At 68.9% G+C, this 17,910-nt stretch carries 17 protein-coding genes; 5 read left to right on the forward strand and 12 right to left on the reverse strand.

Annotated features, from left to right (window positions below):
- Positions 1-139: 139 nt before the first annotated feature.
- Positions 140-1,108 (forward strand): hypothetical protein, encoded by a 969-nt coding sequence (locus ACSQ19_RS08945; protein WP_435996377.1) that lies wholly within the window; start codon positions 140-142, stop codon positions 1,106-1,108.
- Entirely contained in the window at positions 1,095-1,691 is a 597-nt protein-coding gene (locus tag ACSQ19_RS08950) for a DUF3106 domain-containing protein (protein ID WP_435996379.1), read from the forward strand. Before ACSQ19_RS08945 ends, ACSQ19_RS08950 begins: the two co-directional genes overlap by 14 nt.
- A gap of 42 nt (positions 1,692-1,733) precedes the next feature.
- Here the strand turns inward: ACSQ19_RS08950 and ACSQ19_RS08955 are convergent, their stop codons facing one another.
- Positions 1,734-2,960: a DUF3667 domain-containing protein gene (locus tag ACSQ19_RS08955; protein ID WP_435996381.1), complete on the reverse strand. Its 1,227-nt coding sequence runs from the start codon at positions 2,958-2,960 to the stop codon at positions 1,734-1,736.
- 102 nt (positions 2,961-3,062) lie between these two features.
- Between ACSQ19_RS08955 and ACSQ19_RS08960 the strand changes: the two genes are divergently transcribed.
- A complete protein-coding gene (locus ACSQ19_RS08960; protein ID WP_435996383.1) occupies positions 3,063-4,451 on the forward strand; it encodes an MATE family efflux transporter in 1,389 nt (462 codons plus the stop codon).
- Between the two features lie 49 nt (positions 4,452-4,500).
- On the forward strand, positions 4,501-6,405 hold the full coding sequence (gene sppA / locus ACSQ19_RS08965; RefSeq protein WP_296279149.1) for a signal peptide peptidase SppA: 1,905 nt from the start codon (positions 4,501-4,503) through the stop codon (positions 6,403-6,405).
- Positions 6,406-6,498: 93 nt separating this feature from the next.
- Here the strand turns inward: sppA and ACSQ19_RS08970 are convergent, their stop codons facing one another.
- On the reverse strand, positions 6,499-6,627 hold the full coding sequence (locus tag ACSQ19_RS08970) for a hypothetical protein (RefSeq protein ID WP_296279150.1): 129 nt from the start codon (positions 6,625-6,627) through the stop codon (positions 6,499-6,501).
- Between the two features lie 58 nt (positions 6,628-6,685).
- Between ACSQ19_RS08970 and ACSQ19_RS08975 the strand changes: the two genes are divergently transcribed.
- Positions 6,686-7,462 (forward strand): SDR family oxidoreductase, encoded by a 777-nt coding sequence (locus ACSQ19_RS08975; protein ID WP_296279151.1) that lies wholly within the window; start codon positions 6,686-6,688, stop codon positions 7,460-7,462.
- Between the two features lie 71 nt (positions 7,463-7,533).
- Here the strand turns inward: ACSQ19_RS08975 and ACSQ19_RS08980 are convergent, their stop codons facing one another.
- The 10 genes from ACSQ19_RS08980 to ACSQ19_RS09025 all read right to left on the reverse strand — a co-directional run bounded on the left by ACSQ19_RS08980 (position 7,534) and on the right by ACSQ19_RS09025 (position 17,787).
- Positions 7,534-8,193 (reverse strand): DUF4124 domain-containing protein, encoded by a 660-nt coding sequence (locus ACSQ19_RS08980; RefSeq protein ID WP_436040780.1) that lies wholly within the window; start codon positions 8,191-8,193, stop codon positions 7,534-7,536.
- The gene (locus tag ACSQ19_RS08985) at positions 8,190-8,903 is read right to left on the reverse strand and encodes a hypothetical protein (protein ID WP_435996389.1); all 714 of its coding nucleotides are present in this window, start codon (positions 8,901-8,903) and stop codon (positions 8,190-8,192) included. Before ACSQ19_RS08985 ends, ACSQ19_RS08980 begins: the two co-directional genes overlap by 4 nt.
- Positions 8,904-8,963: 60 nt before the next feature.
- On the reverse strand, positions 8,964-9,527 hold the full coding sequence (locus tag ACSQ19_RS08990; RefSeq protein WP_296279154.1) for a Sua5/YciO/YrdC/YwlC family protein: 564 nt from the start codon (positions 9,525-9,527) through the stop codon (positions 8,964-8,966).
- A gap of 23 nt (positions 9,528-9,550) precedes the next feature.
- Positions 9,551-12,058, reverse strand: a complete 2,508-nt coding sequence (locus ACSQ19_RS08995; protein ID WP_296279155.1) for a DNA topoisomerase I — start codon at positions 12,056-12,058, stop codon at positions 9,551-9,553.
- 182 nt (positions 12,059-12,240) lie between these two features.
- Positions 12,241-13,236, reverse strand: a complete 996-nt coding sequence (locus ACSQ19_RS09000; protein WP_435996392.1) for an RDD family protein — start codon at positions 13,234-13,236, stop codon at positions 12,241-12,243.
- Positions 13,233-14,123 (reverse strand): RDD family protein, encoded by an 891-nt coding sequence (locus ACSQ19_RS09005; RefSeq protein WP_435996394.1) that lies wholly within the window; start codon positions 14,121-14,123, stop codon positions 13,233-13,235. Before ACSQ19_RS09005 ends, ACSQ19_RS09000 begins: the two co-directional genes overlap by 4 nt.
- A gap of 51 nt (positions 14,124-14,174) precedes the next feature.
- Positions 14,175-14,909: a pilin gene (locus ACSQ19_RS09010; protein ID WP_435996396.1), complete on the reverse strand. Its 735-nt coding sequence runs from the start codon at positions 14,907-14,909 to the stop codon at positions 14,175-14,177.
- A gap of 26 nt (positions 14,910-14,935) precedes the next feature.
- Complete coding sequence (locus ACSQ19_RS09015; protein WP_299344195.1) at positions 14,936-15,409, reverse strand: DUF494 family protein; 474 nt, start codon at positions 15,407-15,409, stop codon at positions 14,936-14,938.
- Entirely contained in the window at positions 15,406-16,584 is a 1,179-nt protein-coding gene (gene dprA / locus ACSQ19_RS09020; protein ID WP_435996398.1) for a DNA-processing protein DprA, read from the reverse strand. Before dprA ends, ACSQ19_RS09015 begins: the two co-directional genes overlap by 4 nt.
- A 78-nt stretch (positions 16,585-16,662) precedes the next feature.
- The gene (locus tag ACSQ19_RS09025; protein WP_296279161.1) at positions 16,663-17,787 is read right to left on the reverse strand and encodes a LysM peptidoglycan-binding domain-containing protein; all 1,125 of its coding nucleotides are present in this window, start codon (positions 17,785-17,787) and stop codon (positions 16,663-16,665) included.
- Between the last annotated feature and the right edge of the window lie 123 nt (positions 17,788-17,910).

Genomic DNA, 17,910 nt, shown 5'->3' on the forward strand with positions numbered 1-17,910 from the left:
ACAGATCGGTGACTGCTGTGCACAACGTGATTTCCCGGAAACCCTTGTGGCGCCGAAGAGAGCAGATTCCGACGGTCTGTCAAGCATCCGTACCGCCGTCGCAGGTGACTATGATCGCCAGTACGCCACCGGTTCCACGATGACCTCTTCCCGTTCCGATTCCTCCCCCGCCCCCGCCGCATTGGCCGCCTTCCTGCGGGGATGCGAGCGCCGCGGTGCGGTGTTCGCCGAACTCCAGTGCGGAGACGCCGATCGCGGCGATGTCGCCCTCGCCGCCGCCCTGCGCGCCTTTCGGGGCAAGGCGGCCGCGCTCCCGATGGCGGACTGGCCCGTGCGCTTCTGGACACTGCTGGCGGCCACGCCGCAGCTGCGGGTCGATGGCCCGTCGGCGCGCTGGGCGGACGGCTTCGCCGCCCTTGCCCGGCCGGCGGCCGCCGATCGCGCTGCGCTGCTGCTGAGGCTCGCCGGCGGCCTGCAGGAAGTCGAAGCCGCCGCCGCGCTAGGTCTCGACGACGCTGCGTACCGCGATGCCCTCGCACGCGCCTGCCCGCGCGACTCCCTGGGATACCCCGATGCGGGCGCCTGGCGCGCCTTGGCCGAGGCGATCCAGCAGCACCTGCGGGAACTGCCGGACCACCGCCTCGCCACGCTCGCGCGCCTGCGGGAAGAGGCCCTGGCAGGGATTCGCATCACACCACCGGCACCCCAGGCGGGACCGGCAACGGCGGTTCCGGCCGCGCGCCGCCGGTATTGGATCCTGCTGCTCGCGTTCCTCCTGCTCGCGGCGGCCGGCGCGGGGCTGTGGTGGTGGCGTGGGTCGCCACCGGGGGCGACAACGTCGCTGCCGGCCGTGAGCGCGCTTTCTGATGAAGGCGTCGCGGCGCTTCCGGCGGATCCGGTGATCACCTCGGAACCGCTACCCGCCCCCGATGCGCCCGTTGGCCGCGCCGCCGGGATCGCCACCGCCGACGCTCATGCCGACTTTGCCCTCCTGTCGGACCCCGAGGGCGAAGCGCTCGCGCGCGAGGCGGATTTCCTGGCCTGGTACGTGGCGGGTGCCGGCGCGCCCACGTCTGACGCGGGAGCCGCGACCGATGCCGCCCGCTGACGTCAGGCGGGCAACGGCCCTGCGCGCGATCGCCGTGATCGTGCTGTGGGCGGGCATCGGTGCGTCGTCCGCCCAGGAGGCCTCGAATGCCGCCCGCTGGGCCGCGATGTCGCCGCTGGCGCAGGCCGCGTGGCAGCAGCGGCGCGTGGCATGGGACGCCTTGCCCGCGCACGAGCGCGAGGACCGTCGCGCGCGCTACGCCGCCTGGCGGGCGTTGGATGACGTGCAGCGCGCCCGGCTGCGTGCCGCCGCCGCCGAGATCGCCGGCCTGCCGCCGGAACACCAGGCGGCGCTGCGCACCCAGTTCAGCGTGCTGGACGCCATGCAGCGACGCGGCTGGCGCCTTGGACCGGAACTCGGCGCCGACTGGCCACGGTTGCAGCCGCTGTTCGCGTACGTGCCGCCGGCCGAACGCGAGGGCCTGTTGTCGGTGCTGCGCCGACTGGATGCGGAACAGCGCGATGACCTGGCCGCCCTGGCGCAGCGCCTGCCACCGCAGGACCGCGATGCCTTCCGCCGTGAACTGTTGGCGGTGCCGGAGGGCCAGCGCCGCGCGTGGCTGCGGCAGCGGCGCGATCGGTAACGGGGCGGCGTCGCCACGCGAGGGCGCAAGGCTCGCCTCGCGCTACGCGTTCGCCCACGTACTCAGCATCAGGTACATGGCCCCCATCACCAGCATGATGAAGTACACCGTGCCCAGCACCGAGAACTTCACCAGCGTCACCACCCCGTGCTGGCGGTACACGCGCTGCTGCATCCACAACAGGTAGAGCGGCATCCAGCAGAAGACCAGCATCTGCGCCATGCGCACCAGCCAGGAGGCGCCCTCGGGCAGCAGTCGGCCGATGCCTGCGCACAGGAAGATCGCCAGCAGGCACAGGCACAGATAGGCGTGGCTGTAGAGCGCCACCACTAGGTGCTCCAGGTAACCTCGCCGCGTCTCGATGTAGAAGAGTTTCAGCAGCACCGCGAACAACGGCACCAGTACGAACAACACCGACGGTACCGAGCCGATCAGCAGGTTGAAGAAGTGCGACGGGTCCTGCTGGATGCGCGGGATGTTCTGCTCGGCGCGCGCGAGCTTGCGGCTCAGCCACCGGTTGGCGAAGTCGGGCAGTCCGCTGAGCCGTACGGGGTTGGTCTCTGCATCGAACGGCTTGTCGCCGACGCTGATCAGGGGCTGCGCGGCCACCTCGGGCAACGGCTGGCCCTCGGGAAAACGGTCGGGCAGGGCGAGCGCAGGGTGGTCGGGCTGCAGTTCGGCGATGCGCTCGCGGGCGAGTCGCTGCGTCGAGAAGATGTTGTCTTCCATCGGCTTGCGCACGAAGCCCAGCCCGGCCGGCAGGCTGGCGCGTGCCGACACGAGGCCATCGATCGTTTCGTCGCGCAGCTTCAGCACGTCCTCGACCGTGGCGGCCTTGCTGAAATCCACGCCGCCCCGGTCGGGGGCGGCCATCAGGTTGGTGGGCTTGCCGTCGGCCGCCGCGGGGACGGACGGCGGCGCGATCTGCACGTTCGCCAGGTCTTCGGCGTGCAGGGTGAGCTTGGCCACGAAGAACGTCAGCACGGCCAGGATCACGAACAGCCGCAGCGGCGCCACGTACGGCGCGCGGTGGCCGGACAGGTACGCGTTGGCAAGTTTCCCCGGCGACATCAGCGCGCGCAGTGTGCGGAAGATGCGTCCGTCCAGGTGCCAGAACGATTCGAACACCTCCTCCACCGCATGCCCGAAGCTGCGCAGCGGGTTGTGCGCGTTCTGCCCGCACTGGTGGCAGAACCCGCCCTGCAGCGGCGTCTGGCAGTTCTCGCACGCGCGGGCGTGCACCGTGTCGGCGGGGTGCGATGACGTCATGGGGTGTTCGAACGGTGCGGGTGGCGAGCGGGTAAGATACCGGCCTCCCGTGACCCGGTGCCAGCGCGAAACCGTGCGGCCGCAGTCCGGCGGTTGATCCTCATGTCTTCCCCTGCTCTCCCGACCCCGCGCTTCGGCCAGGAAGTGCGCTCGACGGCCACGCTCGCCCTGCCGCTGGTGCTGGGCCATGTGTCCACTGGACTGATCGGTTTCGTCGACAACGTCATCGCCGGCCACCACGCCACCGCCACGCTCGCGGCGGTGACGGTGGGTACCGCGTTGCTGTGGCTGCCCATGATGGTGCCGATCGGCACGCTGATCTCGCTGACCGCCTCGGTCTCGCAACTCGATGGTGCGAACCGGCGCAGCGAGATCGCCCCCCTGTTCCGGCAGGCGCTGTGGCTGTCGCTGGGCCTTGGCCTGTTGATGTTCGCCTTCCTGAGCCTGGCGCCGCATGCGCTCGCGGCATTCGGCATCGCGCCCGACATCATCCCCGGCGCCACCGCCTTCCTGCACGGGATCCGCTGGGGCGTGCCGGCGCTGACGCTCTATTTCTGCATGCGCTACCTCAGCGAAGGCACGCACTGGACGCTGCCGACGATGATCCTCGGCTTCGGCGGACTGCTGGTGCTGGCGCCCGCCGGCTATGTGCTGGCCTTCGGCAAGTTCGGATTCCCCGAAATGGGTGCGGGTGGCCTCGGCGTCGCGTCGGCGCTGACCATGTGGCTGCAGGCGACCGCCTTCGCGATCTACCTGGCGCGATCGACGCGCTTCGCCGACCTTCAATTGTTCGCGCACCTCGAGCCGCCGCGCCGGGCACCGATCATGCAGTTGCTGCGCACCGGCCTGCCCATCGGCATCACGGTGCTGATGGAAGGCAGCCTCTTCATCGTCACCGCGCTGCTGATCGCCCGCCTCGGCGCCACGCCGGCGGCGGCGCACCAGATCGCCATCAACGTGTCGGCGCTGTGCTTCATGATTCCCATGGGCGTGGCCGAGGCCACGACGGTGCGGGTGGGGCATGCGGTGGGGGCGGGCAACGTGCAGGGCATCCGCCGCGCTGCCCATGCCGGCTATGTCATCGTGCTGGCCACGCAGGCGATGTCCGCAATGTTCCTGCTGCTGGGCCACGACCTGGTGGTGGCGCTGTACACCGATGATCTCGCCGTGGCCGCGCTGGCGGGTACGTTGCTGCTGTTCGCGGCGGCGTTCCAGTTCCCGGACGGCATCCAGGTACTGTCGGCCGGCGCATTGCGTGGGTTGAAGGACACGCGCGTGCCCATGTGGCTGGCGGTGGTCTCCTACTGGGGCCTGGGCATGCCGCTAGGTGCCGGGCTGGGCCTGGTGCTGGGCTGGGGGCCGCAGGGCATGTGGCTGGGCCTGATCGTGGGCCTGACCGCCGCGGCGGTGCTGCTGGGCTGGCGCTTCGAGCGCAGCAGCCGGCGCCACGCGGCGCTGCCGGCCGTGCCAACGGTGACCAACGGGGCATGAAAGCCCCGCCGCCGCACGCTACAGTGGCCCCAGTTTCCCGGAGCTTTCCATGAGCCAAGTCGCACCCGCACCCCGTCGCAGCCCGATCGTCGCGTTCTTCGTCGGCCTGTGGGACGTGATGAACTTCACCCGCAAGCTGGTCCTCAACCTGATCTTCTTCGGGCTGCTGTTCCTGATCTTCATCGTGTTCGTCATCGCCGCCGGCAGCGGCGGGGTGAAGCCGCTGTCCGAGCGCACCACCTTCGTGCTGGCGCCGGAAGGCCGCCTGGTCGAACAGTTCACCGCCGACCCCGCCACCCGCGCGCTGGCCAAGGCGCTGGGCGACAAGGCCGCCGAGGAAGTGCAGCTGCGCGACCTGCTGCGCGCGATCGAGGCGGCGCAGAAGGACGAGAAGATCGAACGCATGCTGCTGCGCGTGGACGAGCTGCAGCCGACCGGCTACGCCTCGCTGCGCGAAGTCGCCGCCGCGCTGGCGAAGTTCCGCGCCTCCGGCAAGCAGATCGTCGCGTTCGGCGAGAACATCAGCCAGACCCAGTACCTGCTGGCCGCGCAGGCCGACGAGGTCTACCTCGACCCGATGGGCAGCCTGATGCTCGAGGGCCTCGGCCGTTACCGCCAGTACTACCGCGAAGGCCTGCAGGACAAGCTGGGCGTGGACGTGCACCTGTTCAAGGTGGGCGAATACAAGTCCGCTGCCGAGCCCTACGTGCTGGACGCCGCATCCAAGGAAGCCAAGGAAGCCGACCTGTTCTGGATGAACGATGTGTGGCAGCGCCTGCTGGCCGACATCGCCAAGGTCCGCAAGACCACGCCCGAAGCGCTGGCGGCCGGCATCGACACGCTGCCCGAGGGCGTCGCCGCCGCCGGTGGCGACCTGGCCAAGTACGCCCTGCAGCAGAAGCTGGTGGACGGCCTGAAGACGCAGGAAGAGGTCGAGAACCTGCTGATCGAGCGTGGCGTGGCCGACGAGGATTCGGATACCGGTTTCCGCGCCATCGGCCTGGCCGGTTACCTGACCCAGCTCGACGCCAAGAAGAATCCGCTCGACAAGCGCCCGCAGGTCGCGGTGGTCGTGGCCGAAGGCGAAATCACCGACGGCGACCAGCCGGCCGGTCGCGTCGGCGGCCTGTCCACCTCGGCGCTGCTGCGCGAAGCGCGGGACGACGACGACGTGAAGGCGGTGGTGCTGCGCGTGGATTCGCCCGGCGGCGGCGTGTACGCCTCCGAGCAGATCCGCCGCGAAGTGGCGGCGCTGAAGAAGGCCGGCAAGCCGGTGGTCGTCTCGATGGGCGACCTGGCGGCCTCGGGCGGCTACTGGATCAGCATGAATGCGGACCGCATCTACGCAGACCCGTCCACCATCACCGGTTCGATCGGCATCTTCGGCGTCATCCCCACCGTGCCGCGCACGCTGGAGAAGATCGGCGTGCGCACCGACGGCGTCGGCACCACCCGCTTCGCTGGCGCGTTCGACATCACCCGTCCGCTGGATCCGGCCGTCGGCCAGGTGATCCAGTCGGTGATCGACAAGGGCTACGCCGACTTCACCGGCAAGGTGGCCGAGGCGCGCAAGAAGCCGGTCGAAGAAATCGATGCCGTCGCCCGTGGCCGCGTATGGAGCGGCGCGCAGGCGAAGGAGCGTGGCCTGGTGGACGAACTCGCCGGTTTCGATGCCGCCGTGGCCGATGCCGCCAAGCGTGCCAAGCTGGGCGGAGCCGATGCGTACCGCGTGCGCTACATCGAGAAGATGTCCTCGCCGTTCTCGCAGTTCATGGGTGGATTCGCAGGCAGCCGCATCGGTGCGGCGTGGCTGAAGGATTCCGACTTCGCTCGCGCGCTGTTGGCGCGCAGCCTGCCGGAGATGGAAGCGCAGCTGCGTTTCGTCGACGAAGCCGTCAACGATCGCCACGGTGCCCCGGTGAAGAGCCTGGCGTACTGCTTCTGCGGATTCTGACCGGCTTCGCCATGCCGTGATCGACGGGCCGCGCGGGCAACCGCGCGGCCCGTTGCGTTTTGCGCATCGCAGGAAGACACGATGTCGCGCGACTCAGGACGATGCGGTGTCGCTCCCGGCCTGCGGCTCTGGCGGTTCGTCGGTCGGCGGCGGCTCGGGGGCGCGGCAGGCGGCGCAGGCCAGCAAGGCGGCGGCGAGCAGGATGAGGCGGATCCGGATCATGGCGACGGTCCTCCCGTGACGTGGCGCTATGCTACGCCCATCGACGAAGGAGGCGCAGGTGGCAGCGAACCGGTGGCGGCTGGACGGACAACGGGCGCTGGTGACCGGCGCCAGCGCGGGGATCGGGCTGGCGATCGCCCGCGAGTTGCTGGGCCTGGGCGCGGACCTGCTGATGGTGGCGCGCGATGTCGATGCGTTGCAGGATGCGCGTACCGAGCTGGCGGACGAATTCCCCGAACAGGGGATCGGCACCCTGGCTGCCGACGTGGCCGACGACGAAGACCGTCGCGCCATCCTCGACTGGGTGGAAGACCACGGCGATGGCCTCAACATCCTGGTCAACAATGCCGGCGGCAACCTCACCCGCGCTGCGGTGGACTACACCGAAGACGAGTGGCGGGGCATCTTCGAAACCAACCTGTTCTCCGCGTTCGAACTGTCTCGTTATGCGCATCCCCTGCTCACGCGGCATGCGACGTCCAGCATCGTCAATGTCGGCAGCGTGTCCGGCATCACCGCGGTGCGCAGCGGTGCGCCCTATGGCATGACCAAGGCCGCGCTGCACCAGCTCACCCGTAACCTGGCCGCCGAATGGGCCGAGGATGGCGTGCGCGTCAACGCGGTGGCGCCGTGGTACATCCGCACGCGCCGCACCTCCGGGCCACTGTCCGACGCCGACTACTACGAAGAGGTCATCGCCCGAACCCCGATGCGCCGCATCGGCGAGCCGGAGGAAGTGGCCGCCGCCGCCGCGTTCCTGTGCCTGCCGGCGGCCAGCTACGTCACCGGCGAATGCATCGCGGTGGATGGCGGGTTCCTGCGGTACGGTTTCTGAGGCATGGAAATCCTCGCCCTCATCATCCTGCCGATGACGCTCGCGCTGTGGTCCGCGCGACGGGTTGATCGCTAGAGGCCGCAGCTGCTTTCAGCGACGATGCGTGCGACACGCTCGTAATCGGCGCGGTTCTTCTCTGCATTCTCGCGGCGGGCGAAACGGAAGGCGACCTCGGTCTCGTCGCGGCGCTTCTTCCACGCATCGCACAGCGCGCCATCGGGCACGCGCGCGCACGTGTCGCGCACCACTTCGCAAGCCTGGCCGGCGCCGGCCTGGGGATTTCCGTCCAGTCCCACGGTGCGCAGGTTCACGCAGCGCGAGGCCGGCTCGACGTCCTCCGTCACGTACGTGTCCTTGTCGTGCGTGGTGCACTGGAACAGGATCGGCGGCGGCAGGCGACGGACATCGGTCGACGCCGCGGGCGCGGGTGGGGTCGTGGTTGTCGCCGGACGCGGCGCCGTGGGCGTGGATGCCGGCGTGGAGGGCGGCGGCGTCGCAGGGGCGGTGGGTGTGGTGCCCGGACCCATCGGCACGGTATTGACGCCCTGCATGGTGCGCTGTTCCTGCTTCATGCCTTTCGGGCATGGCGAATTCTGCAGCGTCAGCGCGCCACTGGCATCGGTGCAGCGGTAGATGACCACCTCGGCGCGCGCAGCGGTGGTGCCGAGCTGCCAGGACAGCACGATCAGCAGCAGAAGCACGAGGGGACGAGCGGTGGTTTTCATGTTCATCTGCAATCGCTGGCCATGCGCGCATCGATGCCGCGCTGCTCCAAGTCTAGCGCGCGGCGTTCACTCGGCATCGCACTGCCGTAGCGGCGAAGGATGTCGTAGCGCCGGTCGGACAGGCGTGAACAGATTTCTTCCTGCGGCAGCGGATGGCAGGGGTCGCGCACCCAGGTGCCGCCGGGCACGAGCACGGGACCCGGCCGATGATGTCCGCCGGCCGGTGGAGGCGGGCGGGGAGGATCACCGCTGCGGAAGGACAGGTTGCCGTTTCCGATCGACACGTTGCCCGACACGCTGCCGCCGCTGCGCGGCCACGCGGGGTAGGCGGAATACGGCAGCCCGTAGGACACCCAGCGGGGATTGCCGTCGCCGGTATCGCTGGTATAGGTCTCGCCCTCGGGGGTGGTGCATTCGTACATCGGCTTGGGCGGGCTGAGGTAGACCACGCGGGGCGCCGGCGCCGCAGGGGCGACGAGTGGCGGAGGGGGCGTGGCGGCGCTGGCCGGCACGTGCGGCGGATCCTGGGGCCGCTGCATGGCACGGACTTCCTGTTTCTCGCCCTTCAGACAGGGTGAATCGCGCAGCGCGACGTTGCCGTTGGGGGCAACACAGCGGTAGATCGTCACCGGGGGCAGTGGGGCCGGCTGCGCGTGAGGGACCGACGGCAACGCCGTCAGCAAGGCGATCAGCAGGCGTGGAGTCGGGCGGCGCACGGGCCCATGGTGCGCGCCGCAGCGTTCGATGGAAAGGCGATGGTGCGGCCCGTATGGCCGTCAGTCACGCAGCGACTGCCCGGTGAGGGCATCGCGGATGACGGTGGGCCGGTCCAGGCCCCCCGTGAGGCCGGGCACGAGCGCATCGACCCGCGCCAGCAGGGCGGGATCGAGCGCGGCCGCCTCGCTCACCGCGGGCTTGCCGCTCAGGTTGGCGCTGGTGGAGACGAGGGCGCCGCCGTACGCCTCGCACAGGCCCACCACGACCGGATGCGCGCTGACGCGCACCGCGATGCCCCGGTGCGCACCGGTGATCCAGCGCGGCGCCTGTGCGGACGCCGGCATCACCCAGGTATGCGGGCCGGGCCAACTGGACAGTACGTCGGTGAGGCGTGCGGTGGGCACGGCGGCGATGTCGATCAACGGCTTGAGCTGTTCCAGCGTGGCGGCGATCAGGATCAGGCCCTTGTCGACCGGGCGCTGCTTGATCGCCAGCAGCCGGTGCACCGCGCCCTCGTCGAACGGATCGCAGCCGAGACCCCACACGGCCTCGGTGGGGTAGGCGATCACGCCTCCACTGCGGATGACGTCGGCGGCTTCCTCGATGGTCCGTTCGGTGGGCATGGCGTCGGTATCGTTGCGGGGCGTCAGAAGGGCGCGTCGTCTCCGGCGGCGACCTTGGCCGCAGCCTTCTTCACCGTCTTCTTGGCGGCTGTCTTCTTCGTGGCCGTCTTCTTGGCCGTCTTTTTCGCCGCTTTCTTCACCGCCTTCTTGGCGGGTGCCTTCTTGGCGGCGTCGGCCTTGGGCGCGGCAGCCTTCTTCACAACGGCTTTCTTCGTCGCCGCCTTCTTGCCGAAGCCCTTGCGCACCGGCTTGCCGGTTTCTTCCAGCAGCTTCGTCACTTCGTCGAAGGTGAGCGACGCCGGCTCGCGATCCTTGGGAATCTTGCCGTTGAGCTTGCCGTCGCTGATGTACGGGCCGAAGCGGCCGTTCAGCACCTGGATGTCACTGCCGTCGAATTCCTTGATGATGCGGTTGCGCGCGATCTCTTCCTTCTCTTCGATCAGGAACACCGCGCGCGCCAGGTCGATCGTGTACGGGTCGTCTTCCTTCTTCAGCGAGGCATACACGCTGCCGCGCTTGGCGAAGGGACCGAAGCGGCCGATGCCCACGCTGACCTCTTCATCCTTGTCCTGCCCCAGCTTGCGCGGCAGCTTGAACAGCTCCAGCGCGTCTTCCAGCGTAATGGTGTGCATCGACTGACCGGGGCGCAGCGAGGCGAACTCCAGCTTCTCGTCGGTGTCCTTGTCGCCGATCTGCGCATACGGACCATAACGGCCCAGGCGCACGCTGACCGGCTTGCCGGACTTGGGATCGTTGCCGAGTTCGCGCGCGCCGGTGGCTTCGCTGCGGTCGACCGTTTCCGCCTTTTCGTCCACCAGTTCCTTGAACGGGCCCCAGAACTTTTCCATCAGCGGCACCCACTCTTCCTCGCCGCGGGAGACGGCATCGAGCTCGTCCTCCAGCTTGGCGGTGAAGTCGTAGTCCACGTACTGGGTGAAGTGGCCGGACAGGAACTTGCTGACCGCGCGGCCCACATCGCTGGGCTTGAACGCGCGGCCTTCCATTTCCACGTATTTGCGGAAGATCAGCGTCTGGATGATCGACGCGTAGGTCGACGGACGGCCGATGCCGTATTCCTCGAGCGCCTTGACCAGCGCCGCTTCGGTGAAGCGCGGCGGCGGCTGGGTGAAATGCTGGTCGGCGTGGATGCGGTCCAGCGGCACGGTGTCGCCGGGCTTCATCGGCGGCAGCTTGCGCCCTTCGTCGTCGTCCTCGGCGTTCTTCTGGTCCTTGCCTTCCTCATACACGGCGAGGAAGCCGGGATCGACCACGGTGGTGCCGCTGGCACGGAAGCTGTGCTGGCTGCCCGCGGCGAGGTCGACGCTGACGGTGTTGAGCGTGGCCGGCACCATCTGGCAGGCGACGGCGCGCTTCCAGATCAGGTCGTACAGCTTGCGCTCGTCGTCGCTCAGGTACTTGGCTACCTGCGCCGGCGTGCGCAGCGCGCTGGTCGGGCGGACGGCTTCGTGCGCTTCCTGCGCGTTCTTGGACTTGGTGACGTAGACGTTGGGCTTGTCCGGCAGCGCCTGCGTGCCGTAGTCGCGCGCGATGACGTCGCGGATCTCGGCCAGCGCATCCTGTGACAGGCTCACCGAGTCGGTACGCATGTAGCTGATCAGGCCAACCGTGCCTTCATCGCCGATGGCCACGCCTTCGTACAGCTTCTGTGCCACCTGCATCGTCTTGCGGGTCGTGAAGCCGAGCTTGCGCGAGGCTTCCTGCTGCAGCGTGGAGGTGGTGAACGGCGGCGCCGGGCGGCGCTTGCGTTCCTTGCTGGTCACGTCGGTGACGTGCAGCGCGCCTTGTGCGGCCTGCTGGATGCGCAGGCGGGCGGCTTCGGCGGTGTCGCCGTCGGTGACGGTGAACTGTTCGAACTTCTGGCCGTCCAGCCTGGTGAGCTTGGCGGTGAACGCCTGGCGCGGATGCGCGCACTCGGCCTCGATGCTCCAGTACTCGCGGGCGATGAAGGCTTCGATCTCCTCCTCGCGCTCGACGATCATGCGCAAGGCCGGCGACTGCACGCGGCCGGCGGACAGGCCGCGCTGGACCTTGCGCCACAGCACCGGCGAGAGGTTGAAGCCGACCAGGTAGTCCAGGGCGCGCCGCGCCTGCTGCGCGTCGACCAGGTCGCCTGCGATCTGCCGCGGCTGGCCCATGGCTTCCTTGATGGCGCGAGGGGTGATCTCGGTGAACACCACCCGGTGCAGCGGCTTGTCCTTCAGCAGGCCGCGCTCTTTCAGGATCTCGGCGATGTGCCAGCTGATCGCCTCGCCTTCGCGGTCCGGGTCCGTGGCCAGGAAGATGTCGTCGGCACCCTTGGCGGCCTTGGCGATGGCATCGACGTGCTTCTCGTTCTTCTCGATCAGGTCGTAGCGCATGGCGAACCCGTTGGCCGGGTCCACCGCACCTTCTTTCGGCACCAGGTCACGGACATGGCCGTAGGACGCCAGGACGGTGAAGTCCTTGCCGAGGTATTTGTTGATCGTCTTGGCCTTGGCGGGCGACTCGACGATGAGCAGGTGCTTGGGCATGTCAGGGATTCAGGGGAGTTCGGGTGGGCCGTCCGGGGCCGGCTAGGGTGCCCCGGATGCGGGCGCCAGAGAAGCGGACGCCCGGAGCGGGGGCCCCGGGCGTTCAGTTTCCTATTTATAGTGGTGTCACGGCCGGGGCCGGGCTGTCAAGCCGTATCCGCCCGCCGGACGTCCCCGGGAGCTCAGCGCCAGTTGCCGTTGCCCATCGAGGCGATGGCCGCGAAGGCGACGATCATGAGGATCAGCGCGCCCACCACCAGCAGTCCGCCGATGATCAGGACCACCATCGCCACCGTGCCCAGTTCCTCGCGCTGGCGCTCGGGTTGGGCCGTGAACGCCCACTTGTCGACGACCAGGGTGTCGCAGATGAGGTCGTGCAGTGCCTGCTTGCGGCCGGTGAAGGCGGCCATCAGGAACCCGATGCCGAGGATGATCATGGACAGGAACGTGGCCCAATAGCGGCCGAATCCGCGCAGGAAGCTGATCTTCTCGCCACTGGTACGCACGACCTTGATGCCGATGGCGAGCTTGCCCGGCGTGGCCATCAGCCCGGCCGCGGAATGGAACCAGCCGTACGTCAACGCCATGAGCAGGTACGAAATGCCCGATTCGCCGACGTTGAAGGTGGAAGCGGCCCCGAAGGAGCTCGAGAAAGCGTTGCCCATGCCCAGCAGCCCGGCGACGATCGCGGCCACGATGCCGACCGGAATGCCGATGGCGAACGCGTCGATGAAGCTCGCCGCCACGCGCTTCCAGAACCCGGCATACACCACGTGCCCATCGGTGACACGCGTGCCGTAGGCGCGGGTTTCGACGTCCGCCCGCGGCGCGGCGTACAGCGAGTCGCCGGACGTGACGGCCGGCGACTGCCGTACGGCCGGGGCAGGCGAGGCGTAGGTGGGCTCACTGGCGGTGAAGACCGCGCGGCCGGTCAGCGGCCTGTCGACGACGGGCTCCGCGGCCGCCGGCGCCGCGGGCGGTGGAAGCGAACTGGCGGGTGTGGCGGCGAGGCCCAGTTCGTCGGCAAGTTCGCCCAGCGGCGTCCACTGGCCCATGCCGTCCCGCCAGGCGAGCGAGGCCGGGGTGAGTGCTCCCTTGCGATACAGCGCCACCAGAGCGTCCTGCGCCACCGGGCCCTGGCGTTCGTGGCGCAGGTCGACGTAGTACCACTCGGTCATGACAGGTCCTTCATCAACATCGCCCCCATCACGGCGTAGATCGCGATGCTGCCAACGATGGCCAGGCCGGCCAGCACCAGGATCACGATGGTGACCACCCCGAGCTCATCACGCTGGCGCTCCGGGAATGCGGTGAAGGCCCACTTGTCGACCACCAGCGTGTCGCACAGCATGTCGTGCAGCGCCTGCTTGCGCTCGGTCAGCACCACCATCAGGCCGGAGATCAGCACGCCCAGGCCGCAGGTGACCATGGTGAAGACCAGATAGGCCAGCGAGCGCAGGAAGCCGCGCCAGAAGCTCATCCGCTGGCCGTCGGTGCGCGCCACCTTGATGCCGACCGCGAGCTTGCCCAGGCTGGCCTGCAACGACGAGGACTGCATCCAGCCGAAGTAGACGCAGGGCGCAAGGAACAGGATCGGGTAGATGGCCAGCATCGAGGCGATGCCTGCGCCGGTGGCGAAGGGATTGTCGGATCCTCCCGCGCCCATCACTCCGACGCCGATCAGCATCAGCGGGATCATCAGCGCGTAGCTGATGATGGTGGTGACGATGCTGTCGATGAAGCTGGCGGCGAAGCGCTTCCACAATCCCGCATGCACCAGGTGGCCGCTCGCCATCGACGGGAAGGAGGCGAGGTCCGCCGCCGGTGGGGCGTAGGGCAGGTCGGCGCCGGGCAAGGCGGTGTCGGGCGCGGGTGACGCCAGGGTATCGAGTGGCAGGTCGAGCTCGGAGGCGAGCGAGCCCAGCGGCTGCCAGTCCTGCAGGCCCTCACGCCACACCAGCGTGTTCGCGTCCAGGCGCGCATGGCGCACATGGCCTTCCAGTTCCGCGGCCGAGAACGGCCCGTGCCGTTGCCCGCTGGCATCGGCGTAATACCACTGCGTCATTGCGTCATTCCCCGGTGAAACGCGTGGCTCCCGTCGCCACGCTGACGGTCATCAACCGCGGCAGTCCAGCGGCAGGTACTTGTCGTCGATTTCCGACGAGCAGTTCCACGCGCTGCCGTCGGTCCCCACGTCCCACCACAGCTTGCGGCCATCGATCTGCGCGTTGCCGGTGTTGCCGAATTCCAGTTCGAAGCCACAGGTGCCGTCATCGAACTCGCCGACGATCGCCCGCGTCACGTAGGTGCCGGCGTAGCTCTCCGGCGTGCCGATGTCGCCTTCGCCGTTGCCGGGGCATCGGTCCTCGCCGGTGCGGATGGACTCCACCTGCAGCTTCAGCGGCTCGCTCTCGGCGATCGCCTGCGACACCTTGGCGCGCAGCGTGTAGTCGTTGTAGGCGGGAATGGAGATCGCGGCCAGGATTGCGCCAATCCCCAGGCAAGGGACCAGCAGCACGGCGGCGACGATCAGCGCGATCTTGCCGCCGGACGTGCGCGGCTTCGGGGCGGGGGCGACCGGTGTGCGCAGCAGGCGGTCCTGCGACGCCACCGCGGCGGCCGGCACGGCCGGCGGTACCGGCGGAGGCGTGCTGGCCATCGATTCGGACGTTGCGGGTGCCAGGCCGAGTTCGTCGGCGAAGGTGCGCAAGGGCTGCCACTCCGGCAGGCCTTCCCGCCACACCAGGCCGTCGAGGGCGATGCGTCCGAAACGGTAATGGGTGACCAGTTCTTCCGACGAGACCGGACCGTGCTGTTCACGGTTCCGGTCGGCGTAATACCAACCCGACATGCTTCCCCCTGAAGCGGATCAACGCCTCAGTGTACCGGCTCGGGCTCGTCGGAAAACATCTGGGTTTCCATCCACGCATAGGCGGCTTCGGAACCCGGTTGGTTGAACAGCACCATCAGCACGACCCATTTGAGATCGTCCAGGTCCAGTTCGTCCTGGTCCAGCGCCATCGCCCGGTCCAGCACCAGCTCACGCTGGTCCGCGTCGAGCACGCCATGCTGTTCCAGGAACAGCAGGAAGCCGCGGCACTCGACATCGAGCTTCTCCAGCTCGGGGCCGTGGAACACGCGGGTGGGGCCGCCGGCGCGCGGCTGCGAAGCGGCCGGCCTCTGGTCGGCCAGCGCGTCGAGCCAGTCGAAGGCCTTGCTGATTTCTGCGGGGCTGAAACCGGCCTGGATCAGGCCGTTCTGGAGAGAGTCGCGATCACGGACGGGGTCCGCGTCCTCGGTGAAATAGTGTTCGAACAGGTACAGCAGTACATCAAGGATGCTCTCTTTCATTGCCCCTCGGCCTGCGTCGTCGACGCTGTGGAGGTGAAGAAACCGGTCTTTCTCTGGTATCGGCCGTGGTCCGCCGTTACTAAGCCATCCAGTTCCATGACCAGCAGCATGGAGGACAGTTCGGCGGCCGTCAATCGGGTGCGTGAGACAAGCTGATCCATACCTGTTGGGTCATGGCCCAGTGCTTCCCACAAGCGCTTGTAGTCGGCCTCAAGATGCAGCGGCGTCTCTCCCGTCCCCGCGATCACCCCGGATTCAGTCTCGCCAAGGCGTGCCCTGAGCGCGTCGGCCAGGTCCGCGGCGAGCGGAGCCAGCGCCTCGATGACCTCGTCGGCTGATTCCACCAGGCCCGCGCCATCCCGGATCAGGCGATGGCAGCCGCGTGCCTTGGGGTTGTGGATGGAGCCCGGGATGGCGAAGACCTCGCGTCCGGCGTCGCCAGCCTGCCGGGCGGTGATGAGCGCGCCGGAACGCTCAGCGGCCTCGACCACCAGCGTGCCCAGCGCGAGGCCGGCCAGGATCCGGTTGCGGGCGGGGAAATGGCTGCGGAGCGCGGGGGTGCCCGGCGGGTGTTCACTCACGACCGCCCCGTTCAGCGCCAGCCGGTCGCGCAGCCGGTCGTGCCCGGGCGGATAGACCACGTCCGGACCGGTGCCCACCACCGCCACGGTGGTGCCGCTGCCGATCGCCAGTGCGGCCTCGTGCGCCGCGGCGTCGACGCCACGCGCCATTCCGCTGACCACCACGATGCCGGCGGACGCGAGCGCCCGCGCGAAGGCCTGCGCGTTGTCGCGGCCGCCGCTGGTGGGGGTGCGGCTGCCGACGACCGCGACCGCCGGGCGCCACAGCAGGCTGGGGTCGCCATCGACGAACAGGGCGAACGGTGGGCTGGACATCGCCCGTAGCGGGGCCGGGTAATCGGCATCGTGCCAGCCGATCAGATGGTGGCCGTCGACCTGCAGCCAGCGCAGCGTGCAGGCCAGCGCTTCGTCCTCGCCCTTCTGCTGGAGCTGCGCGATCCGCGGGCCGTCCAGTCCCTCCGCGCGCCAGGCCATGGCGCCAGCGGCCATGGCCGCACTCGGTGAACCGTATCGTTCCAGCAGGCGACGACGCGGCAGGACGGGGCCGCCGGCCAGGACCAGCCGGGCCAGCGCGATCAGGTCATCGTTGGGCATGCGCCCAGCGTAGGCGCCAAACGACGACGGCGCCCTCGGGCGCCGTCGCGGTACCGCGTAGGAATTACCCGACGCGCGTCAGTAGGTTGCGTCCGGATGTTTCAGCTCGTAGCCGACGCGCGTGGCTTCCACGCCTTCCATGACCAGCGCGTAGCTGACCTTGTCGAAGGTGCGGAACACCATGGCATGGCTGGCGTACTCGTCCGGCAGACTGACGCGACCGGCCCCGGACTTGGGCGACTCGCTGACGCGCGAGGATTCCGGATACGCCATGCGGTTGGCCGTGTGGCTGCCATTGCGCCAGACGGAGAACACCGTGCCATTGTCGACGCCGTCCAGCCGGCCGCCGGAGATGGCGATCACGTCGCGCGGACCGCCCGATGTCAGGGCATCGGCCACCGCCAGCACGCGCAGCTTGCCGGCCGGATCGCGGGCGGGCGGGTGCGGGAAGAAATGCAGGTCGTAAGGCTGGGCATCGACCGGGATCAGGCGGTCGCCGACGCGGACTTCGTGGCCGCCGATATCGGCGACCAGGGTGCTGACCTCGGTGCCCGGCACGACGCCGCGGGTGAAAGTGGCCACGTTGACCCGGACCAGCTCGTAACCCAGGAACTCGCCCTTGCCGCTCTGCTCGACGATGTCCTTCCACTGGTCCACTTCGCCGCGAATCGAACGGCCGCGGAAATCGAGATCCTGGGCGCGCGGATTGTCGGTGAAGCGGGCGGTGGGCCGCACGACCAGGTAACGCTGGCCGGGCTGGCCGGCATCGAGGCCGCGCACGTAGATGTTGTGGCCGCCGGAGGCGCGCAGGCGGTCTTCGTCCAGGCCGGCGACATGCGGCAGCTGTTCGAAGCTGTCCACCACGCGGCGATCCTTGAGGAACGGCTCGATGTCGGACAGCGGGATGGCGTTGAGCGGGGCATCCTGGCGCGGCCCCGGCTGCACCGCGACGCGGTCCAGGTAGGCCAGGCTGATGACGTCGCCCGGGTAGATCAGGTGCGGGTTCTGGATCTGCGGGTTGGCCTGCCAGATCTCCGGCCACAGCCACGGCTTCTTGAGGAAGCGCGCGGAAATGTCCCACAGCGTGTCGCCACGCTTGACCACATAGGTATCAGGATGGCTTCCCGCCATCTCGGCGGCAGCCGCATAGGTGCCGACGGTCAGCACCGCAACGGCGAAAACCGTACGAAAACATTTAAACATGGCGGTATCTACCTGATTCCCCGACAGGTGGTCAGCACTATAGTCCAGAAAACCCGGCGCAACGCAAGCGCCCGCGTTAGAATTCGTGAGGCCTTGCCGGATTCCACTGGCGCCCCCATCCCG

It is taken from the genome of Pseudoxanthomonas sp. LjRoot127, assembly GCF_964253495.1.
In the GTDB taxonomy this organism is placed as follows: Bacteria; Pseudomonadota; Gammaproteobacteria; order Xanthomonadales; family Xanthomonadaceae; genus Pseudoxanthomonas_A.